Annotated in this window: 23 protein-coding genes and 1 tRNA gene; 15 read left to right on the top strand and 9 right to left on the bottom strand. The window is 72.3% G+C overall.

Annotated elements, in window-relative coordinates; genetic code table 11:
• Positions 1 to 9: 9 nt before the first annotated feature.
• Both ACFPGP_RS12785 and ACFPGP_RS12790 read right to left on the bottom strand, forming a co-directional pair.
• On the bottom strand, positions 10 to 1,314 hold the full coding sequence (locus ACFPGP_RS12785; RefSeq protein ID WP_378590678.1) for an MFS transporter: 1,305 nt from the start codon (positions 1,312 to 1,314) through the stop codon (positions 10 to 12).
• 70 nt (positions 1,315 to 1,384) lie between these two features.
• On the bottom strand, positions 1,385 to 1,828 hold the full coding sequence (locus tag ACFPGP_RS12790; RefSeq protein ID WP_378590680.1) for a nitroreductase family deazaflavin-dependent oxidoreductase: 444 nt from the start codon (positions 1,826 to 1,828) through the stop codon (positions 1,385 to 1,387).
• A gap of 57 nt (positions 1,829 to 1,885) precedes the next feature.
• Here ACFPGP_RS12790 and ACFPGP_RS12795 point away from each other — a divergent pair, with 57 nt between their 5' ends.
• Genes ACFPGP_RS12795 through ACFPGP_RS12810 form a run of 4 tightly spaced genes read left to right on the top strand, consistent with a single transcriptional unit; the run spans position 1,886 to position 4,822 of the window.
• Positions 1,886 to 2,803, top strand: coding sequence for a 1,4-dihydroxy-2-naphthoyl-CoA synthase (locus ACFPGP_RS12795; RefSeq protein ID WP_378590682.1), 918 nt, complete (start codon positions 1,886 to 1,888; stop codon positions 2,801 to 2,803).
• A 59-nt stretch (positions 2,804 to 2,862) separates the two neighbouring features.
• The gene (locus ACFPGP_RS12800) at positions 2,863 to 3,390 is read left to right on the top strand and encodes a DUF4333 domain-containing protein (protein ID WP_378590684.1); all 528 of its coding nucleotides are present in this window, start codon (positions 2,863 to 2,865) and stop codon (positions 3,388 to 3,390) included.
• 1 nt (position 3,391) lies between these two features.
• The gene (locus ACFPGP_RS12805) at positions 3,392 to 4,084 is read left to right on the top strand and encodes an NAD-dependent deacylase (RefSeq protein ID WP_378590686.1); all 693 of its coding nucleotides are present in this window, start codon (positions 3,392 to 3,394) and stop codon (positions 4,082 to 4,084) included.
• 45 nt (positions 4,085 to 4,129) lie between these two features.
• Complete coding sequence (locus ACFPGP_RS12810; protein ID WP_378590688.1) at positions 4,130 to 4,822, top strand: LolA-like protein; 693 nt, start codon at positions 4,130 to 4,132, stop codon at positions 4,820 to 4,822.
• Between the two features lie 95 nt (positions 4,823 to 4,917).
• Here ACFPGP_RS12810 and treZ read toward each other — a convergent pair whose 3' ends face one another.
• The 3 genes from treZ to glgX are packed head-to-tail and all read right to left on the bottom strand — an operon-like array spanning position 4,918 to position 11,008.
• On the bottom strand, positions 4,918 to 6,651 hold the full coding sequence (gene treZ / locus ACFPGP_RS12815; RefSeq protein WP_378590690.1) for a malto-oligosyltrehalose trehalohydrolase: 1,734 nt from the start codon (positions 6,649 to 6,651) through the stop codon (positions 4,918 to 4,920).
• Positions 6,648 to 8,843, bottom strand: a complete 2,196-nt coding sequence (treY, locus tag ACFPGP_RS12820) for a malto-oligosyltrehalose synthase (RefSeq protein ID WP_378590692.1) — start codon at positions 8,841 to 8,843, stop codon at positions 6,648 to 6,650. The genes treZ and treY overlap by 4 nt, the downstream gene beginning before the upstream one ends.
• Positions 8,844 to 8,848: 5 nt before the next feature.
• The gene (gene glgX / locus ACFPGP_RS12825) at positions 8,849 to 11,008 is read right to left on the bottom strand and encodes a glycogen debranching protein GlgX (RefSeq protein WP_378590694.1); all 2,160 of its coding nucleotides are present in this window, start codon (positions 11,006 to 11,008) and stop codon (positions 8,849 to 8,851) included.
• Positions 11,009 to 11,152: 144 nt separating this feature from the next.
• On the opposite strand from glgX, the gene ACFPGP_RS12830 reads away from it, so the two are divergent.
• From ACFPGP_RS12830 to ACFPGP_RS12860, 7 genes are all read left to right on the top strand, one after another.
• Positions 11,153 to 12,298: an acyl-CoA dehydrogenase family protein gene (locus tag ACFPGP_RS12830; RefSeq protein ID WP_378590696.1), complete on the top strand. Its 1,146-nt coding sequence runs from the start codon at positions 11,153 to 11,155 to the stop codon at positions 12,296 to 12,298.
• A 66-nt stretch (positions 12,299 to 12,364) separates the two neighbouring features.
• Complete coding sequence (locus tag ACFPGP_RS12835; protein ID WP_378590698.1) at positions 12,365 to 13,105, top strand: VIT1/CCC1 transporter family protein; 741 nt, start codon at positions 12,365 to 12,367, stop codon at positions 13,103 to 13,105.
• 21 nt (positions 13,106 to 13,126) lie between these two features.
• Positions 13,127 to 13,687 carry an RNA 2',3'-cyclic phosphodiesterase gene (gene thpR / locus ACFPGP_RS12840; RefSeq protein WP_378590763.1) on the top strand — a complete coding sequence of 187 codons (561 nt, stop codon included), beginning with the start codon at positions 13,127 to 13,129 and terminating at the stop codon, positions 13,685 to 13,687.
• 94 nt (positions 13,688 to 13,781) lie between these two features.
• Positions 13,782 to 14,945, top strand: coding sequence for an NAD(P) transhydrogenase subunit alpha (locus tag ACFPGP_RS12845; RefSeq protein WP_378590700.1), 1,164 nt, complete (start codon positions 13,782 to 13,784; stop codon positions 14,943 to 14,945).
• On the top strand, positions 14,942 to 15,280 hold the full coding sequence (locus ACFPGP_RS12850; protein WP_378590702.1) for an NAD(P) transhydrogenase subunit alpha part 2: 339 nt from the start codon (positions 14,942 to 14,944) through the stop codon (positions 15,278 to 15,280). Before ACFPGP_RS12845 ends, ACFPGP_RS12850 begins: the two co-directional genes overlap by 4 nt.
• Positions 15,277 to 16,677 carry an NAD(P)(+) transhydrogenase (Re/Si-specific) subunit beta gene (locus ACFPGP_RS12855; RefSeq protein ID WP_378590704.1) on the top strand — a complete coding sequence of 467 codons (1,401 nt, stop codon included), beginning with the start codon at positions 15,277 to 15,279 and terminating at the stop codon, positions 16,675 to 16,677. Before ACFPGP_RS12850 ends, ACFPGP_RS12855 begins: the two co-directional genes overlap by 4 nt.
• Positions 16,678 to 16,839: 162 nt before the next feature.
• Positions 16,840 to 17,013, top strand: a complete 174-nt coding sequence (locus ACFPGP_RS12860) for a hypothetical protein (RefSeq protein ID WP_378590706.1) — start codon at positions 16,840 to 16,842, stop codon at positions 17,011 to 17,013.
• Here ACFPGP_RS12860 and upp read toward each other — a convergent pair whose 3' ends face one another.
• Positions 17,014 to 17,655 (bottom strand): uracil phosphoribosyltransferase, encoded by a 642-nt coding sequence (gene upp / locus ACFPGP_RS12865; RefSeq protein WP_378590708.1) that lies wholly within the window; start codon positions 17,653 to 17,655, stop codon positions 17,014 to 17,016.
• A 132-nt stretch (positions 17,656 to 17,787) separates the two neighbouring features.
• Between upp and ACFPGP_RS12870 the strand changes: the two genes are divergently transcribed.
• From ACFPGP_RS12870 to ACFPGP_RS12880, 3 genes are all read left to right on the top strand, one after another.
• Positions 17,788 to 18,273, top strand: a complete 486-nt coding sequence (locus ACFPGP_RS12870) for a tRNA adenosine deaminase-associated protein (RefSeq protein ID WP_378590710.1) — start codon at positions 17,788 to 17,790, stop codon at positions 18,271 to 18,273.
• Positions 18,274 to 18,322: 49 nt separating this feature from the next.
• On the top strand, positions 18,323 to 18,769 hold the full coding sequence (locus tag ACFPGP_RS12875) for a nucleoside deaminase (RefSeq protein ID WP_378590712.1): 447 nt from the start codon (positions 18,323 to 18,325) through the stop codon (positions 18,767 to 18,769).
• 92 nt (positions 18,770 to 18,861) lie between these two features.
• A tRNA-Ser gene (locus tag ACFPGP_RS12880) sits at positions 18,862 to 18,951 on the top strand.
• 147 nt (positions 18,952 to 19,098) lie between these two features.
• On the opposite strand, the gene ACFPGP_RS12885 is transcribed toward ACFPGP_RS12880, so the two are convergent.
• From ACFPGP_RS12885 to ACFPGP_RS12895, 3 genes are all read right to left on the bottom strand, one after another.
• A complete protein-coding gene (locus ACFPGP_RS12885; RefSeq protein WP_378590714.1) occupies positions 19,099 to 19,983 on the bottom strand; it encodes an ABC transporter permease subunit in 885 nt (294 codons plus the stop codon).
• Positions 19,971 to 20,879 (bottom strand): ABC transporter ATP-binding protein, encoded by a 909-nt coding sequence (locus tag ACFPGP_RS12890; protein WP_378590716.1) that lies wholly within the window; start codon positions 20,877 to 20,879, stop codon positions 19,971 to 19,973. The genes ACFPGP_RS12885 and ACFPGP_RS12890 overlap by 13 nt, the downstream gene beginning before the upstream one ends.
• Positions 20,880 to 20,982: 103 nt before the next feature.
• Positions 20,983 to 21,972: a DUF389 domain-containing protein gene (locus ACFPGP_RS12895; RefSeq protein ID WP_378590718.1), complete on the bottom strand. Its 990-nt coding sequence runs from the start codon at positions 21,970 to 21,972 to the stop codon at positions 20,983 to 20,985.
• Positions 21,973 to 22,365: 393 nt separating this feature from the next.
• Between ACFPGP_RS12895 and ACFPGP_RS12900 the strand changes: the two genes are divergently transcribed.
• Complete coding sequence (locus tag ACFPGP_RS12900) at positions 22,366 to 23,562, top strand: cation:proton antiporter domain-containing protein (RefSeq protein WP_378590719.1); 1,197 nt, start codon at positions 22,366 to 22,368, stop codon at positions 23,560 to 23,562.
• Positions 23,563 to 23,581: the final 19 nt, after the last annotated feature.

Below are 23,581 nucleotides of genomic sequence, written 5' to 3' on the forward strand. Positions count from 1 at the left end.
GGGTCAGCGTCAGGGGACGCTGCGGATACGGGTGACGAAGACCGAGCCGAGGATGCTGACCGCGAAGGCCACGGCGTACAGCCAGAAGTAGCCGACCGAGAAGCCGTCGCCGCCGGTCTCCACGGTGCCGCCGCCGGCCTCCACGATGTTGAGGATGATCGTGGCCAGCACGGGCGCGAACACCTGGGGCAGCGCGTTGGCGATGTTGATGACGCCGAGGTCCTTGGCGCGGTCGGCGGCGCCGGGCAGCACCTGGGTGATCATCGCGAAGTCGACCGAGGTGTAGATGCCGAACCCGCAGCCCATCACCGCGGCCGCGGCCAGGGCGGTGCCCCAGTTCTGGCCGACGCCGAGCATCAGCGCGGCCACGCCGGCGACGACGCCCGACCAGATCACGAACACCTTGCGGCGTCCGATCCGGTCGCTCCAGATCCCGAAGACCACGGCGGTCAGGACCAGCGTGACGGCGTAGATCGCGGTGAGCACGAACACCCGGTCCTCGGCCGCCTCCTTGCCCGAGCCGACGACGTCCTGGAGGAAGTAGAGGAGGTAGAGCAGGCCGAGGGCGTTGCCGAGGTTGACCAGGAACCGCGTGCCCCACGCCCAGGCGAAGTCGGGGTAGCTGCGCGGGGAGACCCAGAACGACTGGGCGAACCGGCGTACGTCGAACGGCTCGCGCGCTGCCTTCGGCAGCGGGATGTCGCGCGAGTCGAGCGCGTAGGGGACGGTGAGCACAACCAGCACGACCGCGGTGGTCAGGTAGCCGACGGCGATGCTGCCGGTGATCGACGCGATGGCGGTGCCGCCCACCACGCCGAGGGTCTGGGCGACGGCCAGGATGCCGCCGACCCGGCCGCGCCGGTCGACCGGCACCTGGTCGGGCACGGTGGCGGTGACCGCGGCGAGCATCGCGTTGAGCGCGGCCTGCACGCCGCACCAGCCCAGTGCCATCAGCCACACGCTGGTGGCGGTGGAGAGCACGGCCAGTGCGACCGCGCCGCCGAGCGCTCCACCGACGATCCACGGGAGGCGTCGCCCGGCCCGCAGCGTGGTGCGGTCGGAGAAGGCGCCGAAGACCGGGTTGCAGATCGTCGAGACCAGCGCGCCGAGGCCGAGGACGAGGGAGAGGATCTCCTTCTTGGCGTCGGGGTCGATCGACTCCGCCTGCTGGGCGAGCAGCACCTGGATCGGGCCGAAGAAGCCCGCCCACAGGCCGATGCTGGCCAGGGTCAGCGCCGCCACCCATCGCGCGGGCGGGTGCTCGGTCGGTTCGGCCAGCGCCGCGGGCAGGGCGGCCGGCTCGGAGGTGCTCACGGGCACATCATGGGCCCCGAACACGCTGACCCGCCGTCAACCAACGGCGGGTCAGCGTGGATGTCTGGTCTCAGACGCGCTCGAGGACGAAGACCGGGATCTCGCGGTCGGTGTTCTGCTGGTACTCGGCGTACGGCGCGAACTGGGCGACCGCCCGCTCCCACCACACCGCCCGCTCCTCGCCCTCGACGATCCGCGCGACGTACTCCTGCGGCTCGGGGCCGTCCTGCAGGAGGACGTGGGGGTCGGCGACGAAGTTGTGGTACCACTCCGGGTGCTCCGGAGCGCCGCCCTTGGAGGCCACCGCGGCGTACACGCCGTCGTGCTCGACGCGCATGACCGGGTTCTTGCGCAGCTTGCCCGAGCGGGCGCCGCGCGAGGTGATCACGACGATGGGCCAGTCCGGGTTGCCGCGCAGCACGTTGGCGCGGGTCCCGCCCGAGGCCTCGTACTCCTCGACCTGGTCGCGCACCCACTGCGACGGGCTGGGTTCGTACTCTCCGACGAGCGTCATGACCGTCCCAACACCCGACGGCCCGGGGAGATTCCGGCCGGCGATAGCGTGCGGGCCATGAGCGCGATCCCCGGCGTGTCCGACACCTTCGACCCCGAGGCCTGGCAGGAGGTGCCTGGTTTCGAGGACCTCACCGACCTCACCTATCACCGGGCGCGCGCCCACGGCACCGTGCGGATCGCCTTCGACCGGCCCGACGTGCTCAACGCCTTCCGCCCGCACACCGTCGACGAGCTGCTGCGCGTGCTCGAGCACGCCCGCACCTCCAGCGACGTCGGCTGCGTGCTGCTCACCGGCAACGGCCCGTCGCCGAAGAACGGCAAGCACTCGTTCTGCACCGGCGGTGACCAGCGGATCCGCGGCCGAGCCGGCTACCAGTACGCGGAGGGCGAGACCGCCGAGACCGTGGACAAGGCGCGCCTCGGGCGGTTGCACATCCTGGAGTGCCAGCGGCTGATCCGGTTCATGCCCAAGGTCGTGATCTGTCTGGTGCCCGGCTGGGCGGCCGGCGGCGGCCACAGCCTCCACGTGGTCTGCGACCTGACCCTGGCCAGCGCCGAGCACGCGGCCTTCAAGCAGACCGACGCCGACGTCGGCTCCTTCGACGGCGGCTTCGGGTCGGCGTACCTCGCCCGCCAGGTCGGCCAGAAGATCGCCCGCGAGATCTTCTTCCTCGGCCAGGAGTACTCCGCGGAGGAGGGCGTGCGGATGGGCACCGTCAACCGCGCAGTGCCGCACGCCGACCTCGAGAAGGTCGGCCTCGAGTGGGGGCGCCTGGTCAACGGCAAGTCGCCGACGGCGCAGCGGATGCTCAAGTACTCCTTCAACCTCATCGACGACGGCCTGGTCGGCCAGCAGCTCTTCGCCGGCGAGACCACCCGCCTGGCCTACATGACCGACGAGGCGCAGGAGGGTCGCGACCAGTTCCTCGAGAAGCGGGAGCCCGACTGGTCGCCGTTCCCCTGGTACTACTGAGCTCTTGACCTGGCGGGCGGGATACTGGACGCGACCCGCCCCCGACCCCGGAGGTCCGCGTGCGCAGCCGCGCCCCGCTCATCGCCGTCGTGCTGACCGTGCTGCTGGCCGCGCTGGTCGTGCTCGTCTGGGGGCGCAGCATGTTCTCGTCGGTGGCCGCGGTCTCGCAGTCGGAGCTCGAGCAGGAGGTCGCCGGGCGCTACACGCCCGGGGCGTCGGGCGAGGGCGTGACGGCGAGCTGCGACGGGGACCTCGAGTCGGAGGTCGACGCCACCCAGGACTGTGCCGTGCAGGTCGGCGCGGACGTCGCGCGCGTGCACGTCGTGGTGGACCGGGTGGACGGCACCGACGTCCGCTTCACCTCCACGCCGTACCTCTCCGCGGCCGACGTCGCGGAGGCGATCAGGAAGTCGCTGGGCAGCGGATTCCAGGTGGATACCATCGAGTGCGCGGGCGAGCTGCAGGGCGTCGAGGGGAGCCGGACGACCTGCACGTACACGCCGCCCGCATCGGGCCGCGAGGTCGAGGCCGAGGTCACCGAGGTCGACGGGCTGATGATCAACTTCGACTTCCAGGAGACGAGCTGACGTGCGGGTGGTCGTCCTCACCGGTGCGGGCGTGTCCGCGGAGAGCGGCGTCCCGACGTTCCGTGACGCCGACGGCCTCTGGGAGGGGCACCGGGTCGAGGACGTCGCCACCCCCGAGGCGTACGACGCCGCGCCGGACGTCGTGCACCGGTTCTACGACGCGCGCCGCGAGGCGCTCGCCGCGGTGGAGCCCAACCCGGCCCACCACGGCCTGGCCCGGCTCGAGCAGCACCTCGGCGACGCGCTGACGGTGGTCACGCAGAACGTCGACGACCTCCACGAGCGCGCCGGCTCGCAGCGGGTGCTGCACATGCACGGCGAGCTGCGCTCGGCGCTCTGCCGGGCCTGCCGGCGCCGGGTGCGGTGGCTGGAGGGGCTGGGGCACCAGCCGCCCTGCCCCGGCTGCGGCCTGCGCGCCCTGCGGCCCGACGTGGTGTGGTTCGGCGAGGTGCCCTACGAGATGGACCGCATCGTGGAGCTGCTCCGCTCCGCCGACCTGTTCGTCGCGATCGGCACCTCCGGCGTCGTCTACCCCGCCGCGGCCTTCGTGCAGCTGGCGGCCCGGGCGGGGGCGCGCACCCTCGAGCTCAACCTGGTGAGCAGCGGCGTCTCCCCGGACTTCGACGAGGCCCGCCGCGGGCCGGCCGGCGAGCTGGTCCCGACATGGGTCGACGAGGTCGTCTCCGCGACCTGAGCACCGGTGTGGTCTGATGCTCCGGACGTCGAGAGGAGACGCATCGTGGGCAGGTACCGGATGCTGGCCGTGGGGGCGGGCGCGATCGCCCTGCTGAGCGGTTGCGGGGGCAACGACTTCGCCGAGGAGTCGGCGGCCGACATCGTGAAGGCGGCGGGCGCCGACATGCAGGACCTGTCGTCGCTGCGCATGCAGGGAGCCCTGACCAGCAACGGCCAGGACGTCAGCATCGACCTCGCGCTCAACACCGACGGTGACTGCCAGGGCAGCATCGGCCTGGGTGACGGCACCGCGGAGATCGTGCAGCAGGGCGGCCAGGCGTGGTTCAAGCCCGACCAGGCGTTCTGGGAGGCCAACGCCCCCGACCAGGCCGACCAGATCATGCAGGTCGTCGGCGACAAGTGGGTCGTGCTGCCCCCCGGCGACGAGAGCTTCACCTCGTTCTGCGACCTCGACACCCTCCTGAAGGACATCGGCGACGGTCCCGAGTCCGACACCAGCACCGAGGGCGAGACCGAGGAGGTCGACGGTCAGGACACCGTCATCGTGAACTCGACCTCGGACAGCGGCGACCCGGTCAAGGCCTGGATCGCGACCGACGACCCGCACCACATCCTGAAGATGCAGGTCACCCAGGGCGACGAGCCCGGCACCATCACCTTCTCCGACTTCGACGCCGACCTCGAGATCGAGGCGCCGGCGGACGAGGACACCATCGACCTCAACAACATGCAGTAGGTCGAACCGTCACTCAGATCATTCGAACCGTCAGTGGGGGCGGTTCGCTCGCGACCGAAGTGACGGCTCGGTGGATCTGAGTGACGGTTCGGGTGTCAGCGGGTGAGGGCGCCGGCGTGGGGTGGGAGGTGCAGCCCCTGGGTGGTCAGGGCCACGCCGTCCCCGGTGCTGAAGAGCAGCTCGCTGCGGCCGGCGACGTCGGCCGGGGAGTCGCCGGTGTTCACGGCGACGAGCAGGTTGCCGCGCCGCATCGTGAACAGCCCGCCCTCGACCCGGCACGACGTCGACCCGAACGACGGGTCGGTGAGCTCGGGCAGGCTGCGACGCAGCGCGACCAGCTGGCGGTAGCGCGCGAGCAGCCGCGCGTGGACGCCCTGCTCGCGCTCCGACCAGTCGAGCCGGGAACGCTCGTAGGTCGCGGGGTCCTGGGGGTCGGGCACGGCCGCGGGGTCCCAGCCCATCTTCGCGAACTCCTGCACCCGTCCCTCCGCGGTGGCGAGGGCCAGCTCGGGCTCGGGGTGGCTGGTGAAGAACTGGAACGGCGCCGACGCGGCCCACTCCTCACCCTGGAACAGCATCGGCGTGAACGGCCCCGTCAGCGTCAGCAGGGCGGCGCAGCCGAGCTGGTGCTCGTCGAGAGCCTCCGTGAGGCGGTCGCCGGCGGCCCGGTTGCCGACCTGGTCGTGGTTCTGGTTTGAGACCACGAGCCGCCACGTGGGCATGGTCGCCGTGTCGATCGGGACGCCGTGGTCGCGCTCGCGGAACGACGACCAGGTGCCGTCGTGGAAGAACCCGCGCTCGCACACCTTCGCCAGCGCCTCCAGCGGCTCGAAGTCGGCGTAGTAGCCGCTGGTCTCACCGGTCAGCGCCACGTGCACCGCGTGGTGGAAGTCGTCGCTCCACTGGGCGTCGACCCCGTAGCCGCCCGCCTCGCGCGGCGTCACCAGCCGCGGGTCGTTGAGGTCGGACTCCGCGATCAGCGTCAGGGGCCGGCGCAGGTGCGCAGACAGCGCGGCCACCTCGACCGCCATCTCCTCGAGCAGGTGCACCGGCGACTCGTCGACCAGGGCGTGCACGGCGTCGAGCCGCAGCCCGTCGACGTGGTAGTCCTCGAACCACATCCGCACGTTGTCGAGCACGTAGCGGCGCACCTCGGCCGAGCCCTCGCCGTCGAGGTTGAGCAGGTCGCCCCAGGTGTTGCGGCCCTCCTTGAGGTACGGCGCGTAGAGCGGCAGGTAGTTCCCCGACGGCCCGAGGTGGTTGTGCACGACGTCCTGGACCACGCCGATCCCGCGCGCGTGGCAGCCGTCGACGAAGCGCTGGTAGCCCGCCGGCCCGCCGTACCCCTCGTGCACGGCGAACCACAGCACGCCGTCGTAGCCCCAGTTCCGGGTGCCGTTGAAGGCGTTCACCGGCATCACCTCGACGAGGTCGACACCGAGCTCGACGAGGTGGTCGAGCCGCTCGAGCGCGGCGTCGAAGGTGCCCTCGGGGGTGAACGTGCCAACGTGCAGCTCGTAGACGACCGATCCCGCGAGCTGGCGGCCGGTCCAGCGCTGGTCGGTCCAGGAGAAGGCGTGGGGGTCGAAGGTTCGCGAGCGCTCGTGCACGCCCGCCGGCTGACGCCGCGACCGCGGGTCGGGCCGGGGCGTGTCCGCGTCGTCGATCAGGTAGCCGTAGTCGACCTCCCCCTCCGGCACGGGCTCCGCGGGCGTCCACCACCCGTCGTCCCCGGCCGTCATCGGCACGGTCTCACCGGCCACCGACAGGGACAGCCGCGACGCCCGGGGAGCCCAGACGTCGAAGCGGCCCCGCGTCGCCCGGATCACGCGTCCCTCCTCACCAGCAGGGCCACGGGGTACCCGTCGAGCAGGTCGCCCACGCGTGCCGACGCGGGCCGGTCGGCGACGACGTCGTGCCAGTCGCCGGGCGGGAGGTCGAGCTCGGTGTCGCCCCAGCCGCCGCGCGAGGCCAGCCCGACGGGCAGCCGGGTCGCGACCGTGATCGCGCCGCCGCGGTCGAAGGCGAGCACGTGGTCGGCCGCGTGCCCGCGCGCGTCGACCGGCGCGTACGACGTGAACAGCTCCGGCCGGTCGCGCCGCAGGCGGAGCGACGACGACACGACCCGCAGCTTGGCGGCCCCGGGGTCGTCGGTGCCGGAACTGAGCGGCGACCGGTCGTCGGCGACCAGCATCAGCCCCCGCAGCGCGAACTCCACCGGCCGCCGGTTGTCGGGGTCGACCAGGCTCTGCTCCCACAGTTCGCTGCCCTGGTAGACGTCGGGCACGCCCGGCACCGTGATCGACAGCAGCTTCGCGGACAGCGCGTTCACCCAGCCGGGTCCGGCAGCCCGCTCGACGGCCGTCTCCAGCACGCCGCGCACCCGCGCGTCGTCGTACGCCGCATCGACCGCGGCGTGCACCGCGGCCTCGTAGGCCTCGTCGGGGTCGGTCCATGTGGTGCGGTCACCGGCCTCGCGCATCGCCTTCTCGGCGTAGGTGTGCAGCCGCTCGCGCGACAGGGGCCACGCGCCGACGGCCGCCTGCCACAGCAGGTCAGCGAACCCAGCGTCGGGGAGCGGCGCCAGCGACTGCAGCTCCGCGAGCGTCGCCGCCCACACCGCGGGCAGCTCGGCGAGCACGGTGATCCGCGCGCGGACGTCCTCGCTGCGCTTGGTGTCGTGGGTGGTCAGCGTGGTCATCGCGTGCGGGTGGGTCGCCTGCCGCACCGCCATCGCCTCGTGGAAGCCGCCCACCGAGACCGAGCCCACCGAGGGGTCGCCGCCCACCTCGGTGAGCGAGGTCAGCCGCGGGTAGCGGTAGAACGCGGCGTCCTCGACCCCCTTGGCCATCACCGCGCCGCTCGTCTGCTGGAACCGCAGCGCCGCGGGCTGCTCCGGGTCGGCGAGCACCGGCTCGATCAGGTCGTACGACGCGGCGAGGTCGGGCCGGCTCGCGCGCGCGGCAGTGAACGCGGCGTCGAGGTGCTCGCGCCCCTCGGGGAGGTAGGAGCGGTAGACCGGGAAGCAGGCGAGCAGCTCTGCCACCGCGTCGACGAGCTCGTCGCCGTCGTCGTTGGCGTCGAGCGGCAGCTCGCGGACCACGCGTCTCACCTCCGACCCCAGCACGCCGTCGGCGGCGGCACGCTTGAGGTCGTGCACCAGTGCGTGCCAGTCGACGTCGGCGTGCGGCAGCCGCGCCACGCCCTCGGAGTCGGTGAGCACGCGGTCGATCGAGGCCAGCGCGTCGTACCCGGTGGTGCCGGCGGTCGCCCACGACGCCGGCAGCTCCTCGCCGGGCTCGAGGATCTTCTCGACGACCACCCACGCCCCGCCGGTCAGCGCGGCCAGGTCGTCGAGGTAGCCCCGCGGGTCGCGCAGGCCGTCGGGGTGGTCGATCCGCAGGCCGTCGACGAGACCCTCGTCGAACCACCGCCGCACCTCGACGTGCGTCGCCTCGAACACCCGCGGCTCCTCGACCCGCACCCCCGCGAGCGTGTTGATCGCGAAGAACCGCCGCCAGTTCAGGCCGTGGTCGGCGACCCGCCAGTGCACCGGCTCGACGTAGGGACTGTCCGGCAGCGCGATCGCGAGGTCGTCGAGGCCGCCGTCGCCGAGCACGGGCAGCCGCACCTTGCCGTCGCCGGCCTCCCAGTCGACGTCGAAGGCCTCGGCGTACGCCGACTCCGGCCCGTGGGCGAGCAGGTCCCACCACCACGCGTTGTGCTCAGGCACGGCCACGCCGACGTGGTTGGGCACGATGTCGACGACCACGCCCATGCCGAGGCGGCGGGCCTCCTCCGACACGGCGGCCAGCCCGGCGGCCCCGCCGCGGGCGGCGTCGACCCGGTCGTGCGCGACGACGTCGTAGCCGTGGTCGCTGCCGGGCTCGGCCTCCAGGATCGGTGAGAGGTAGACCCAGTCGACGCCGAGTTCGTGCAGGTAGGGCAGCAGCCGGGCGACGGCGAACAGGTCCTGCTCGGCCGTGACCTGCACCCGGTAGGTGCTGGTGGGGACGCGCACGGGTGTCAGCGCCTCCCCGCCTGCTGCCGGACCGACGCCGCCACCGAGTGGTCGGGTGCCTCCTCCACCGGCGCGTGCTCGCGGAGCACGACCACGCAGCGCGCGTCGAGTGAGATCGTCTCGCCGGCCCTGACCGGCGTCCCCTCGGCCAGCGAGGCGCCGGTGTCGATCACGACGTCCCAGGCGGCGGCGTACTCGTCGGGCGGCAGGTGCACCTCGACGGCGTCGCCGGCGTTGAAGTAGAGCAGGAAGTGGTCGTCGGTGATCGCGCCGCCGCGGTCGTCGAGGCCGGCGATGCCGTGCCCGTTGAGGTACATGCCGAGCGCGCGCGACCCGTTGCTCCAGTCGTGCTCGTCCATCGGCGTGCCGTCGACGTGCAGCCACACGATGTCGTTGAGCCGCTCCTCCTCGCCGGTGCGCACCGTCGTGCCGGTGAAGAAGCGCTTGCGCCGGAACGTCGGGTGGTCGCGCCGCAGCCGGGCCACCGCGGCGGTGAACTCGACGAGCGGCTGGTCGGCGTCGTCCCAGTGCACCCAGCTGATCTCGGAGTCCTGGGCGTAGGTGTTGTTGTTGCCGCCCTGGGTGCGCCCGAGCTCGTCGCCGTGCAGCAGCATCGGCACGCCCTGGCTCAGCAGCAGCGTCGCGATGAAGTTGCGCTGCGACCGCGCCCGCGACTCGAGCACGGAGGGGTCGTCGGTCGGGCCCTCGACGCCGTGGTTCCAGGAGCGGTTGTGGCTCTCGCCGTCGTTGTTGTCCTCGCCGTTGGCGTCGTTGTGCTTCTCGTTGTAGGACACGAGGTCGCGCAGGGTGAAGCCGTCGTGGGCGGTGACGAAGTTGATGCTCGCGACCGGACGTCGGCCCGTGTGCTCGTAGAGGTCCGAGGAGCCCGAGAGCCGGCTGGCGAACTCACCCAGCGACGGCTCGCCGCGCCAGAAGTCGCGCACGATGTCGCGGTAGGCGCCGTTCCACTCGGTCCACTGCGGCGGGAAGCCGCCGACCTGGTAGCCGCCCGGGCCGACGTCCCAGGGCTCGGCGATCAGCTTCACCTGGCTCACGACCGGGTCCTGCTGCACGAGCTCGAAGAACGTCGCCAGCCGGTCGACGTCGTAGAACTCGCGCGCCAGTGCGGAGGCGAGGTCGAACCGGAAGCCGTCGACGTGCATCTCGCTCACCCAGTAGCGCAGCGAGTCCATGATCAGCTGCAGCGAGTGGGGGTGGCGCACGTTGAGAGAGTTCCCGGTGCCCGTGTAGTCCATGTAGTACTGCGGGTCGTCCTCGACCAGCCGGTAGTACGCCGGGTTGTCGATGCCCTTGAAGCTCAGCGTGGGCCCGAGGTGGTTGCCCTCGGCCGTGTGGTTGTAGACGACGTCGAGGATGACCTCGATGCCGGCGGCGTGCATCGACTTCACCATCGACTTGAACTCCTGCACCTGCTGGCCGAGGTCGCCGGTCGCGGCGTAGTCGGCGTGCGGGGCGAAGAAGCCCAGGGTGTTGTAGCCCCAGTAGTTGCGCAGGCCCTTGTCGAGCAGCGTGTTGTCCTGCACGAACTGGTGGACCGGCATCAGCTCGATCGCGGTGACGCCGAGCTTGGTCAGGTGGGAGGTGATCGCCGGGTGCGAGAGCCCGGCGTAGGTGCCGCGCTGCTCCTCGGGCACCTCGGGGTGCAGCTCGGTGAGGCCCTTGACGTGCGCCTCGTAGATGACCGTGCGGTCGAGCGGGATGTCGAGGCGGCGGTCGCCCTCCCAGTCGAAGAACGGGTTGATCACCACGCCGTAGGTCATGTGGGGCGCGGAGTCCTCGTCGTTGCGCGCCTCGGGGTCGTCGAAGTCGTAGCCGAACAGCGACGGGTGCCAGTCGATCTCGCGCGCCGTCGCCTTGGCGTAGGGGTCGAGCAGCAGCTTGGCGGGGTTGCAGCGCAGGCCGCGCTCGGGGTCCCACGGGCCGTGCACGCGGTAGCCGTAGCGCTGGCCGGGCTGCACGCTCGGCAGGTAGCAGTGCCACACGTAGGCGTCGACCTCCGTCACGGGCATCCGGACCTCGGTGCCGTCCTCGTCGAAGAGGCAGAGCTCGACGCTCTCGGCGGCCTCGCTGAACAGCGCGAAGTTGGTGCCGCTGCCGTCGAAGGTGGCGCCCAGGGGGTAGGCCTGTCCGGGCCAGGTGTCCACGTGCCACGTCCATTCGTCTCGGGGGTTGCCGGGGTCGCCGGTACCCGCGGTTTGGATCGATCAAACCATAACGGTCGGCGACCTCCGCCTGCTGCCGTGAACGCCGTTCCCGGGCCGTTGCTACCCGCGAGTAGCATGCTGCTCATGAAGCGCGAGATCTACGACGACGACCACGAGGCCTTCCGCGCCTCGGTCAAGGAGTTCCTCGACCGCGAGGTGGTGCCCCACCTCGACGAGCACGCCGAGAGCCACGGCCTGCCGCGCTCGTTCTGGAAGGCCGCCGGCGCCCAGGGCTTCCTCGGCCTGGAGATCCCCGAGGAGTACGGCGGGTCCGAGGCGGGCGACTACCGCTTCAACGCGGTGCTCACCGAGGAGCTGGCCAAGGTCAACATGACGCTGCCCTCGTGCCTGGGCATCCACGCCGACATCGTGGCGCCGTACCTCGTGCACCTGACGACCGAGGAGCAGAAGAAGCGCTGGCTCCCGGACTTCTGCTCCGGTGACCTGCTCACCGCGATCGGCATGACCGAGCCGGGCGGCGGCTCCGACCTGGCCAACCTGAAGACCACCGCCGTGCGTGACGGCGACGACTGGATCATCAACGGCTCCAAGACCTTCATCACCAACGGCGGCAGCGCCGACCTCGTCGTGGTGGCCGCGCGCACCAGTCCGGAGAAGAAGGCCAAGGGCATCTCGCTCTTCGGCGTCGACACCAGCCTCGAGGGGTTCTCGGTCGGCCGGGTGCTCGACAAGGTCGGCCAGGACGAGTCCGACACCGCCGAGCTGGCCTTCGAGGACGTGCGCGTCAGCAACGACGACCTGATCGGCGAGCTCGACACCGGCTTCATCTCGATGATGCAGTTCCTCCCGCAGGAGCGGCTCGGCTCGGCGGTGACCAACCTCGCCCACGCCGCGCAGATCCTGCGCGAGACGGTCGAGTACGCCAAGGAACGCAAGGCCTTCGGCCACCCGATCGGCAGCTTCCAGGCCAACCAGTTCCTGCTCGCCGAGCTCGTCACCCAGGTCGAGGTCACCCAGGCCTACGTCGACCAGTGCGTGATCGCCCACACCAAGGGCGAGCTGACGGCCGTCGACGCCGCCAAGGCCAAGTGGTGGACCTCGCAGGTGCAGAACGACGTGCTCGACCACTGCGTGCAGCTCTTCGGCGGCTACGGCTACATGAACGAGTACCGCGTGGCCCGGGCCTGGCGCGACGCCCGCGTCACCAAGATCTGGGCCGGCTCCAACGAGATCATGAAGATGCTGATCGGTCGCGACCTCGGGCTGTAGCAGGCCGGTCCTTAGCCCAGCCTCGCCTTGCTTGCCGGGGCCTGTCAGGACGCGAAGGATGGACCCATGACCTCCGACACCGGTGCCGTCGACGTCCCCGTCGGCCCGCACGCCGACGAGCCACACGCGGGTGGCGTCAACAACCGTCTCAACTGGCTGCGTGCCGGGGTCCTCGGCGCCAACGACGGCATCGTCTCGACCGCCGGCATCGTGATGGGTGTCGCGGGCGCGACGAGCAGCCGGTCGGCGATCATGATCGCCGGCGTCGCGGGCCTCACGGCCGGGGCGCTGAGCATGGGCGCGGGGGAGTACGTGTCCGTCAGCACGCAGAGCGACAGCGAGCGCGCCCTGCTGCGCAAGGAGCGCCGCGAGCTCGAGGAGGAGCCCGAGGACGAGCTCGCCGAGCTCGCCGGCCTGTACGTCGCCAAGGGGCTCAGCGACGACCTCGCCCGCCAGGTCGCCCTCGAGCTCACCGAGCACGACGCGCTGCGCGCCCACGCCGAGGTGGAGCTGGGGATCGATCCCGACGACCTCACCAACCCGTGGCACGCCGCGTGGGCGTCGATGCTGGCCTTCACCGTCGGGGCGCTGCTGCCCCTGCTCACGATCCTGTTCGTCGGTCAGTCGGCCCGGGTGTTCGTCACCCTGGGCGTGGTCGCCGTGGCGCTGGCGATCACCGGCTGGATGAGTGCCCGCTTCGGCTACGGCTCCGCCGGTCCTGCGGTGCTGCGCAACGTCGCCGGCGGGGTGTTCGCGATGGTCGCGACCTACCTGATCGGCGCGGCGCTCGGCACGCGCATCGGCTGACCGGGGCCGCGCGCGGTGCGGATGTTCGCGGCCCTGGTGCCGCCGCCCGGAGCGCTGGAGGACCTCGAGGAGTTCCTCGAGCCGCGCCGGGAGGCCGGGGCCTTCCGGTGGTCGCTGCCCGAGCAGCTGCACGTGACCCTCGCCTTCTACGCCGAGGTGCCCGAGCGCCACCTCGACGAGCTGGTCGAGCGGCTGGGCCGCGCGGGACGACGTCGTACGCCCTTCGAGGTGGCGGTCGCCGGAGGCGGTGCGTTCCCCCACGCCGCCCGTGCCCGGGTCCTCTGGGCCGGACTGCGCCCCGACACCACAGGGGAGGTGGAGCTGCCGCGGCTGGCGACGGGTGCCCGGGCCGCGGCCGCGCGTACCGGCATCGCCGTCGACGGCCAGCGGTTCCGCGCCCACCTCACCCTGGCCCGGCTCGGCCGCCCCGCCGAGGTGTCGTCGTGGGTGCGGCTGCTCGAGGGGTACGCCGGGCCCACCTGGACCGCCGACCGCCTGCACCTCGTGGCGTCGCACCTCGGGGAGGGACCCCGCCGCCGGCCGCGCTACGAGACGGTCGCGGAGCTCCCGCTCGGGCGCTGAGGTCCCGGGACTTCGGTCACCTCGTGCGATTCCTCACCACGAACCGCCGTGAGATGCCTGTCGGTGAGCGGCAATCCCGTCTAGGTTGCGACGGGTGAAGATCGCGGTGACAAGGGAGACCCGGGACGCCGAGGCCCGGGTGGCGATGGTGCCCGAGCTGGTCGGCAAGCTCACCGGCCTGGGCTACGACGTGGCGGTCGAGCCGGGCGCGGGGGCACATGCGCTGATCTCCGACGAGGAGTACGTCGCCGCCGGCGCGACGGTCGCGGACAACGCGCTCAGAGGCGCCGCCCTGGTGCTGTCGGTGCAGCCGCTGCCGCTCGAGGTGGTGCGCGGGCTGCCCGCGGGCACCACGACGATCTCGTTCCTGCCCTCGCACCAGGAGCTCGAGCTGGTGGCGGCGCTGCGGGACAACGGCGTCACGTCCTTTGCCGTCGAGCTGGTGCCGCGCATCAGCCGCGCGCAGTCGATGGACGCCCTGTCGTCGCAGGCGCTGGTGTCCGGCTACCGCTGCGCGGTCGTCGCGGCCGGCATGCTGCGGCGCTTCTTCCCCCTCAACATGACCGCGGCGGGCACCGTGCAGCCCGCGACCGTGGTGGTGCTCGGCGCCGGTGTCGCCGGTCTCCAGGCGATCGCCACCGCGAAGCGGCTCGGCGCCGTCGTGCACGCCTACGACGTGCGCGCGGCCGCGGCCGAGGAGATCGCCTCGATGGGCGCCAAGCCGATCGACCTGAAGCTCGAGACCCTCGAGGGCGCGGGCGGCTACGCCCGCGAGATGACCGAGGACCGCGCGGCCCGCCAGCGCGAGCTGCTCACGCCGTACATCGCGGCCGCCGACGCACTGATCACGACGGCGGCCGTGCCCGGCCGGACGGCGCCGATGCTGGTGACCCGCGAGATGGTCGAGCAGATGAGCCCCGGCTCGGTCGTGGTCGACCTCGCCGCCGAGACCGGCGGCAACGTCGAGGGCTCGGTGCCCGGCGAGGTGGTGCGGATCGGCAACGCCTCGGTGTGGGGCGGGCGCAACGTGCCTTCCCAGATGCCTGGGCCCGCCTCGAGGCTCTACGCCCAGAACCTCGTCAACCTGGTCACCCTGATGACCGCGGAGCCCGACGGCGACGAGGGGGGCGACGGCGGGCCCACCGGCCTCCTGGCCCCCGACTTCGAGGACGAGATCGTCATCGGGTCGTGCGTCACCCACGCCGGCGAGGTCCGGCACGCCCCGACCCGCGAGGCCATGGAAGGAACCCAGGCATGAGCGAGCCCGTCGTCTGGCTGACGATCTTCGTGCTCAGCGTCTTCGTCGGCATCGAGGTGATCTCCAAGGTCTCCTCGACGCTGCACACGCCGCTGATGTCCGGCGCCAACGCCATCCACGGCATCATCCTGCTCGGCGCGATCATCGTCACCGGCAGCACCGACAACACCATCGCGCTCGTCGTGGGGCTGATCGCGATCGTGCTGGCGACGGTGAACATGGTCGGCGGCTTCGTGGTGACCGACCGGATGCTGCAGATGTTCGTGCGCAAGAAGCCGAAGGCGCCCGCCGGCGGGACTCCCACCGGCGGCTCCACCCCGGGCGGTGCGGCATGACGCCGACCTGGGTGCAGCTGGTCTACCTCGCCTGCGCGGTCTGCTTCATCCTCGCGCTCAAGGGGCTCTCCGGCCCCAAGACCGCCCGCAACGGCAACCTGCTCGGCGCCGCGGCGGCCGTCGTCGCCGTGATCGTCCCCTTCATCTACCTCGACCTCGACCACGTGCCGCTGATCCTGGTCGCGATCGCCATCGGCACCGTGGGCGGCGTGGTCGGCGCACAGCGCGTGCAGATGACGCAGATGCCGCAGATGGTGGCACTCTTCAACGGCGTCGGCGGCGGCGCGGCGGCGCTCGTCGCCCTGCTCGAGCTGCACGAGATGATGCCGTTCATCGAGCTCGAGGGCGGCCGCAACGCGGTGGGCTGGTTCACCCTCGCGGCGACCGCGTTCACGATCGTGGTCGGCTCGGTCTCCTTCGCCGGCTCGCTCATCACCTTCGCCAAGCTCCAGGAGCTGATGACCTCGCGGCCGGTGGTCTTCCCCGGCCTCCCGCTGGTCTTCGCGGGGGCGCTGCTGGCCGCCGTCGTCCTGTCGGTCACCACGGTCACCAGCACCGCGCTCTGGATGGGCATCGTGCTGGCCCTGCTCGGCCTGCTGATCGGCGTGCTGCTGGTGCTGCCGGTGGGTGGTGCCGACGTGCCGATCGTGATCTCGCTGCTCAACGCCTTCACCGGCCTGACCGTCGCCGCCGGCGGCTACATCCTGTCCAACACGCTGCTGCTCGTGGCCGGCACTCTCGTCGGGGCCAGCGGTACCTTCCTCACCCTGCTCATGGCCAACGCCATGGGCCGCTCGGTGACCAACATCCTGTTCGGCGCGCTCAAGGGCGGCTCGACGCTCGGCAGCGGCGAGGTCTCGCAGCGCCCCGTGCGTTCGGCGGGCCCGGCCGACGTCGCGATCATGCTCGCGTACGCCGACCGCGTGATCATCGTCCCCGGCTACGGCCTCGCGGTCGCCCAGGCGCAGCACACGCTGCGCGAGCTCGTCGACGTGCTCAGCGCGCGCGGGGCGAAGGTCGACTACGCCATCCACCCGGTGGCCGGCCGGATGCCCGGGCACATGAACGTCCTGCTCGCCGAGGCCCAGGTGCCCTACGAGCAGCTCAAGGAGATGGACGACATCAACGGCGACTTCAAGGACGCCGACGTCGTCCTCGTGGTCGGCGCCAACGACGTCGTCAACCCGGCCGCCAGGAGCGAGCCCAGCGCCCCGATCTACGGCATGCCGATCCTCAACGCTGACCAGGCCAAGCAGGTGGTCTTCATGAAGCGGTCGATGCGCCCCGGCTTCGCCGGCATCGAGAACGAGCTGCTCTTCCAGGAGAACACCACGCTGCTCTTCGGCGACGCGAAGGAGTCGATGGGCAAGCTGCTCAACGAGGTCAAGGCGCTCTGAGCCCTGGCACTTCGCCTCGCCGGAGGCCGACCCGGTCGTCTCCGCCCACCCCGTCGCGTAGCGCTGGAGCGACAGGTGCATGTGCCCCTGTCGCTCCAGCGGCCCCGAGGTCCCTGGTGGATCTCTGCCGGCACCTTCGGGCGAGCCGCTCGTTGAGGGGGCATGAGCAACGAGGACGAGGAGCGCCTGGCGCGCCCCGACGGCCACCGGTACGACGCGCCGGAGTCCGACGACACCCGGATCAGCAAGGAGTGGGCGTATGCCGCGCTGGGCCTGCTGGTGCTGGCGCTGCTGGTGCTGGTCGCCACCGGCACCGTGCAGGTCTTCGCGGGCTGATCAGCCCACGACGCCGTACAACCGGTCCCCGGCGTCGCCGAGCCCGGGCACGATGTAGCCCTTGTCGTTGAGCTTCTCGTCGAGGGCAGCCGTCACCACGGTGACCGGCACGTGGAGCCCCTCGAGGTCGCGCTCGAGCCGCTCGCACCCCTCCGGGGCGGCGAGCAGGCAGATCGCGGTGATGTCGTCGGCACCCCGGTCGGTGAGGAAGCGGATCGCCGCGGCCAGCGTGCCGCCGGTGGCGAGCATCGGGTCGAGCACGTAGCACTGCCGGCCCTGCAGGTCCTCGGGCAGTCGCTCGGCGTACGTCGAGGCCTCGAGCGTCTCCTCGTTGCGGACCATCCCGAGGAAGCCCACCTCCGCCGTCGGCAGGAGCCGCATCATGCCGTCGAGCATCCCGAGCCCCGCGCGCAGGATCGGCACCACGAGCGGCTTGGGCCGCGCGAGCTTGACCCCGGTGGTGGGGGCGACGGGCGTGACGATGTCCTTGGGGGAGACGCGCACGTCGCGCGTCGCCTCGTAGGCCAGCAGCGTGACCAGCTCGTCGGCGAGGCGCCGGAAGGTCGGTGAGTCGGTCTTCTCGTCCCGCAGGGCCGTGAGCTTGTGGGCGACCAACGGGTGGTCGACGACGTGGGTCCGCATGGCAGGACCCTAGTGGCCCGCCAGGTAGTGGGGTACAGCACGCCGTCGCTGGACCGGAACGGGGTGGTCCCCCGCGCAGCGGTCTGACACTCTGGAAGCAGAGACGCACGGCGGACCAGGTGAGGAGGCGTGATGACCGAGTACGAGGACGGCATCGACTTCGCCGTCGCTGCCTTCCGCGAGGAGGGCGTCTGGCAGGTCCAGGAGCTCGCCCACGACGTCCTCGGCGACATCGAGACGCTGAGCCACGCGCTGCGACGCTTCCCCGGTGACGGCGGTGCAGTCGGCATGATCGCGATCGACGAGGACTTCTTCATCGTGGTGCGCGTGGCCGGGGCCCACACCCGGGTCCTGCTCTCCGACGTCACCGCCGCCGACGAGTGGGAGCTCGCGCGGAGCGCCGTGGAGTTCCTCGGTCTGCCCTTCCCCGAGGAGGACGACGACCAGGTGCCCGCCGGTGACCTCGACCTTCTCGGCGACCTCGGGATGCACGCCATGGACATGGGCGTGCTGCTCGACGACTTCGACCTCTACCCCGACGAGATGCTCTCCGACGTCGCACGCCGGGTCGGCTTCGGCGCCCAGTTCGACGAGGTCGTCGGCCTCGCCTCGGCCTGACCCGCCGACCGTGCCATCCTCGCCGGCCCTCGAGCAGTGGGGTGCGCCGATGCGTGCAGCACTCGACGAGGCGCGAGCGGCGCTGGGGACCGGTGACGTACCGATCGGCGCCGTGGTCGTCGACAGCGACGGCGCGGTCGTCGGCCGCGGGCGCAACGTCCGCGAGGCCGATGCCGACCCGACCGGGCACGCCGAGGTGGTGGCGCTCCGCGAGGCCGCCCGCACGCGCGGCGGGTGGCGCCTCGACGGCTGCACGCTCGTCGTCACCCTCGAGCCCTGCACCATGTGTGCGGGGGCGCTGGTGCTGGCGCGCGTCGACCGCCTCGTCTTCGGGGCGTACGACGACAGGGCCGGCGCCGTGGGCAGCCTCTGGGACGTGGTCCGCGACCGCCGCCTCAACCACCGGCCCGAGGTCGTGGCGGGCGTGCTCGCCGAGGAGTCGGCCGCCCTGCTCGACGCCTTCTTCCGCGAGCACCGCGACGCGCCACCCGGCTGAGTGACGGATTGGCCGCGGAGCGAGCGCCGCGACCTGCTCGTCGCCCCGAGGCGATTTCTGCCGTGCCCGCCGCCTCTAGTAACCTTCCCGGCGGTGGCGTGTCCGAGCGGCCTAAGGAGAACGCCTCGAAAGCGTTTGTGGGTGCAAGCCCACCGAGGGTTCAAATCCCTCCGCCACCGCCAACCACGACGATGACCCCCGGGGTGACAGCGCGTAGCGCTCTCACCCCGGGGGTCTCGTCGTGTCGGCGAGGTGTCCACGGCCCGCAAGCCGCCCACCCACCCGCCCGTCCGACGTGCCCGCCGCGGGAGTCCGGGCCGCTGCGGGAGCTATCCGGGGGCGGCGATGTCGCGGCGGTCGAGCAGCCGCAACGAGGCGACGAGCACGACGAGGGTGCCCAGCACCAGCCAGAGGTACGACGCGGGCAGGCCGGCGCCGAGGGGGCCGTCGGCGAGGGCCTGGTGGATCGGGGAGAGCTCCTGCCAGGGGTCCACCTCGGGGATCAGCAGCGACACCGCGTGCAGCACGTACGCCGCGACCGCCAGCGCGGCGGGGATGCCGACGGCCAGCGACCGCCGGCCCGTGGCCGCGCCCGCGGCCAGCGCGAGCACGCCGAACTCCACGCCGAGCAGCACCTGCGCCAGCACGCCGGTGGCGGCCTCGCCGGCGTCGATGCCCATGCCGATGACCAGGCTGCAGGCCAGCGTCACCAACCAGAGCACCAGCCCGAGCACGGTGCTCGCGGTGATCAGGGCGAGCGCCTTGCTGAGCACCAGCCGCGTCGTCGACACGGGAGTCACCAGCAGCACGTCGAGCGTGCCGGCCTCCTCCTCGCCGGCGATCATCCGGGCGCCGCGCCCGATGCCGTGGATGATGAACAGCGCCGGCAGCAGCAGCGTGAAGAGCTCGGCGTTCATGAACCCCAGCCCGCTCGTCATCGACTCGATGTCGAAGAGGTCCTTCATGTAGTCGGGGTACTGCGACATCAGGTCGTCCATGGCGGGCATGTCCTTGAACGACGGCCACACCGCGGCCTCGACGAGCACGATGAGCGCGATGCCGATCGACCAGCCGATCAGGCTGCGGCGCTGGTCGCGCATCGTCTTGAGGTACACCGACCGCAGCAGGAGCGGGGCCGCCGTCCGCCGCCGGCTCGTGGGGCGGGCTCCGGCGTCGGCGGTCGGTGGGGGTGCGGACTGCGTCAGGCCGGCCACGACTGCTCCTCCCGGTCGTAGAAGCGCAGGAAGACCTCGGTCAGGTCGCCCTCGTGGGTGGTCACGTTCTCCACGCCGTACGGCGCGGCGCGGCGCAGCAGCTCGTCCGCCGGGCCGACGAGGGTCAGGTGCGCCACCCGGCCCTGCACGGTCAGCGCCTCGACGCCCGGCGCGCTGCGGAGCAGCTCGGTGGGCACGGTGTCGAGGAAGGCGAGGTCCCAGCGCCGCACCATCCGGGAGCGCAGGTCGGTCACCGTGGAGGTGGTCACCAGCGCGCCCTCGCGCAGGATGGCCACGGTGTCCGCGGCGGCCGCCACCTCGGACAGCACGTGGGAGGAGAGGAAGACGGTGCCGCCACGCTGCGCGGTCTCCAGCAGCAGGGCCAGGAACTCCTGCTGCATCAGGGGGTCGAGCCCCGTCGTCGGCTCGTCGAGCACGACGAGGTCCGGGCGGTGCATGAACGCCTGCACGATGCCGACCTTCTGGACGTTGCCGTGCGAGAGGGCCGCGATGCGTCGGCCCGGGTCGACCTCGAACCGCTCGAGCAGCCGGTCGACCACCGCCGGCTCGACGCTGCCGCGCAGCGAGGACAGGTAGGTGAGGTACTCGGAGACCGTCAGGTCGGCGTACGCCACGAAGCGCCCGGGCAGGTAGCCGATCCGCTCCTGGATCCGGTCGGGGTCGCGCCCGAGCTCGAGGCCGAGCACCCGCACGCTGCCGGCCGTGGGCCGCAGCAGGCCGGTGGCCAGCCGGATGGTCGTGGTCTTGCCGGCGCCGTTGGGCCCGAGGTAGCCGAACACCGAGCCGCGCGGCACCTCGAGGTCGAGCCCGCGCAGGGCGACGTGACCGCCGCGGAAGACCTTGCGCAGCCCGGTCGTCTGCAGGGCAGCGTCCACGGGGTGCCTCCTGTTCCTCCCGCCTCCGACGCTAGGTCGGCGGCTCCGGGACGAGGAGGGGCGTTGGACCCGCGCGGGGTTGACGTTCGTCCTGTGCGCCCGGTCACTCCCCGGTCGTGCCGGCGTGCAGGTTCTCGCCGAGGCTGGTGTCGACCACGATCGTGATGCCGTCGGGCACCTCGCCGTCGAGCGCCTTCATCAGGTCCGCGACGGGCGGGAGCTCGCCCGGCGTCTCCACCGCGATCCGCGCAGTGTCCGCCTCCCACTGGACGTCGGTGACGCGCGCACCCGAGGTGGAGGAGACCCAGTCGTCGGCGGTACTGCGGACCCGGTCGCTCCACACCTGGATGGCGTACGTCGCGGCGGTGTTGGCAGCGAGCGGGAGGACGACGAGGGCGGTGAGCAGCGTCATCCGCACCCGGTGGCGCGGGTAGGGGCCGGTCGCCCCCTCGCCGTAGCCGAGGGACCCGAAGACCAGGGTCCCGCACAGCACCAGCGCCACGAGGTTGGAGAGGAACAGCAGCAGCGCGCCCAGTGCGAGCGCGGGCGCGCCCTGGCCGAGGCACACCCCGACCACCGCGAGCGGCGGGACCAGCGAGATCGCGATCGCGACGCCGGGCAGCACCGCTGCGACGTCCCTGCGCGCCAGCGCCACGGCGCCGGCCAGGCCGGTGGCGGCCGCGGCGACGAGGTCGATCAGCCGGGGCGAGGTGCGGCCGGAGATCTGGCTGTTGGCGAGCAGGTCGTAGGAGCCGGTGAGCACCAGCGAGAACACCACGCCGATGCCCACCACGGCCGACGCCCCGAGCACGACGTAGGTCGCCGAGCCGTTGCGCTCCTGGCGCACGCTCGAGAGCGCGATGCCCATGATGGGGGTGGAGAGCGGGGCGATGATCATCGCGCCGATGACCGTGGCGGTCGAGTCCGCGATGACACCCGCCGAGGCGATCACGCCCGACAGCGTGAGCATGATCCAGAACGCCGACTGCTTGGCCCCCGCGTCACCGCTGCGCAGCACCAGGTCGTCGGTGAGCTCCTCGAGGGTGCGGCGCTGGTTCTCCGGCAGCACGCGGCGGCGCAGGTCGTCGATCATGGCGTGCAGCCCAGCACCACGGGCGCGCGGCCGGATCCCCCGCGCAGGGTGACCGGCCCGCCGGTGACCGGGCCCGGACAGGGCGGGGCCGCCGCCCGGCCCCCACCACGGGGTCAGGCGACGGCGCCCTGCAGGGACCCCGGCCGCTGCCTCGAGCACGTGGCGGCGGAGCGGCCCGTCGAGGGTGAGCCGCCGTACCACACGGGGTCGTCCGGACCGTCCGACCCGGGCCGGGGGTCCGGGCCGTTCCTGCCCGACCACCCCACCATCCCGGGGCCGGTCCGCGAATCCTCCCGTACGGACGATCCCCGGCGCACCGCGGTGCCCGATGCTCGGGCGTGGGCCCCGCCGACGGAGCCCGGGTCACGTCGGGGCAGGGAGCAGGAGGCGGAGATGGAGACCACCGTCGCCATCGCGGCAGCCGTCTTCGCGTGGGGCGTGGTCTCGTCACGGATGGGCCGCGCCCACCTGACGGCTCCGATCGTCTTCGTGGTCCTCGGTGCGGTGCTGGCAGCCACGACCGGCCTCGTCGACATCGACGAGCTGCCGACCTGGCTGCGGCCCCTGGTCGAGGTGACGCTGGTGTGGGTGCTCTTCTCGGACGCGGCCGGCATCCGCCTGTCCGATGCCCGGCGCGACGCGGGTGAGTACGGCCGGCTCCTCGGCATCGGCCTGCCGCTCACCGTGCTCGCCGGCTGGGCCCTGGCCGCCGGCATGTTCCCCGAGCTCGGCGTCTGGCTGGCGCTGCTGGTCGGCGCCGCGCTGGCACCCACGGACGCGGCCCTCGGGCTGCCCGTGGTCACCAACCCGGCGGTGCCCGCGACCGCCCGGCGGTGGCTGACGGTCGAGGGCGGGCTCAACGACGGCATCGCCACCCCCGTGGTGATGATCGCGATTGCCGGCGCGGCCACTGCCGAGGGCCTGTCGGACCTCGGGCTGAGCGAGGCCGTCGTCGAGCTCGTGCTCGGCGTCGTGATCGGCGGCGTGGTCGGCGCGGCGGGCGGGTGGCTGCTGCGCCGGGCACGGCGCGCGAGCTGGGCCGACGAGCAGCTCGCCGGCATCGCCGTCCTCGCGCTGTCGCTCCTCGCCTGGGCGGGCAGCGTGACCCTGCACGGCAACGGCTTCGTGGCGGCGTTCGTCGGCGGGCTCGCGTTCGGCGCCACCGCGGGGCCCCGCGGCGCGAACGAGCTGGTCTTCCTCGAGCAGGCGCAGAGCCTGGTCTCGCTGCTGGTGTGGCTGGTCTTCGGGGCCATCGCCGGGCCGGTCCTGGCCGACCACCTCAGCTGGTCGGTCGTGGCGTACGCCGTCCTCAGCCTCACGGTGGTGCGGATGGTGCCGGTCGCGCTGGCCTCGATCGGCGCCGACCTCGACCGCTGGACGGTGCTCTTCATCGGCTGGTTCGGCCCCCGCGGGCTCGCCTCGCTGGTCTTCGCGCTGATCGCCCTCGAGGAGCTCGACTCCGCGGCGCAGGAGGCGGTCGCGGTGATCACGACGACCGTGCTGCTCAGCGTCGTGCTCCACGGGGTCACCGCGGCCGTGCTCGCGCAGAAGTACGGCGAGGTCGAGGCCGGACGCACCCCGGCGGCGTGAGCACGGGACCGACCCCTCA

It is taken from the genome of Nocardioides taihuensis (assembly GCF_042657275.1).
In the GTDB taxonomy this organism is placed as follows: domain Bacteria; phylum Actinomycetota; class Actinomycetes; order Propionibacteriales; family Nocardioidaceae; genus Nocardioides; species Nocardioides taihuensis.

Coding starts and splice junctions, on each gene's coding strand:
- ACFPGP_RS12790 (WP_378590680.1), bottom strand. CDS start 1,828: ATGACGCTCGTCGGAGAGTACGAACCCAGCCCGTCGCAGTGGGTGCGC.
- ACFPGP_RS12795 (WP_378590682.1), top strand. CDS start 1,886: ATGAGCGCGATCCCCGGCGTGTCCGACACCTTCGACCCCGAGGCCTGG.
- ACFPGP_RS12830 (WP_378590696.1), top strand. CDS start 11,153: ATGAAGCGCGAGATCTACGACGACGACCACGAGGCCTTCCGCGCCTCG.
- ACFPGP_RS12835 (WP_378590698.1), top strand. CDS start 12,365: ATGACCTCCGACACCGGTGCCGTCGACGTCCCCGTCGGCCCGCACGCC.
- thpR (WP_378590763.1), top strand. CDS start 13,127: ATGTTCGCGGCCCTGGTGCCGCCGCCCGGAGCGCTGGAGGACCTCGAG.
- ACFPGP_RS12850 (WP_378590702.1), top strand. CDS start 14,942: ATGAGCGAGCCCGTCGTCTGGCTGACGATCTTCGTGCTCAGCGTCTTC.
- ACFPGP_RS12855 (WP_378590704.1), top strand. CDS start 15,277: ATGACGCCGACCTGGGTGCAGCTGGTCTACCTCGCCTGCGCGGTCTGC.
- ACFPGP_RS12860 (WP_378590706.1), top strand. CDS start 16,840: ATGAGCAACGAGGACGAGGAGCGCCTGGCGCGCCCCGACGGCCACCGG.
- upp (WP_378590708.1), bottom strand. CDS start 17,655: ATGCGGACCCACGTCGTCGACCACCCGTTGGTCGCCCACAAGCTCACG.
- ACFPGP_RS12870 (WP_378590710.1), top strand. CDS start 17,788: ATGACCGAGTACGAGGACGGCATCGACTTCGCCGTCGCTGCCTTCCGC.
- ACFPGP_RS12875 (WP_378590712.1), top strand. CDS start 18,323: ATGCGTGCAGCACTCGACGAGGCGCGAGCGGCGCTGGGGACCGGTGAC.
- ACFPGP_RS12895 (WP_378590718.1), bottom strand. CDS start 21,972: ATGATCGACGACCTGCGCCGCCGCGTGCTGCCGGAGAACCAGCGCCGC.
- ACFPGP_RS12900 (WP_378590719.1), top strand. CDS start 22,366: ATGGAGACCACCGTCGCCATCGCGGCAGCCGTCTTCGCGTGGGGCGTG.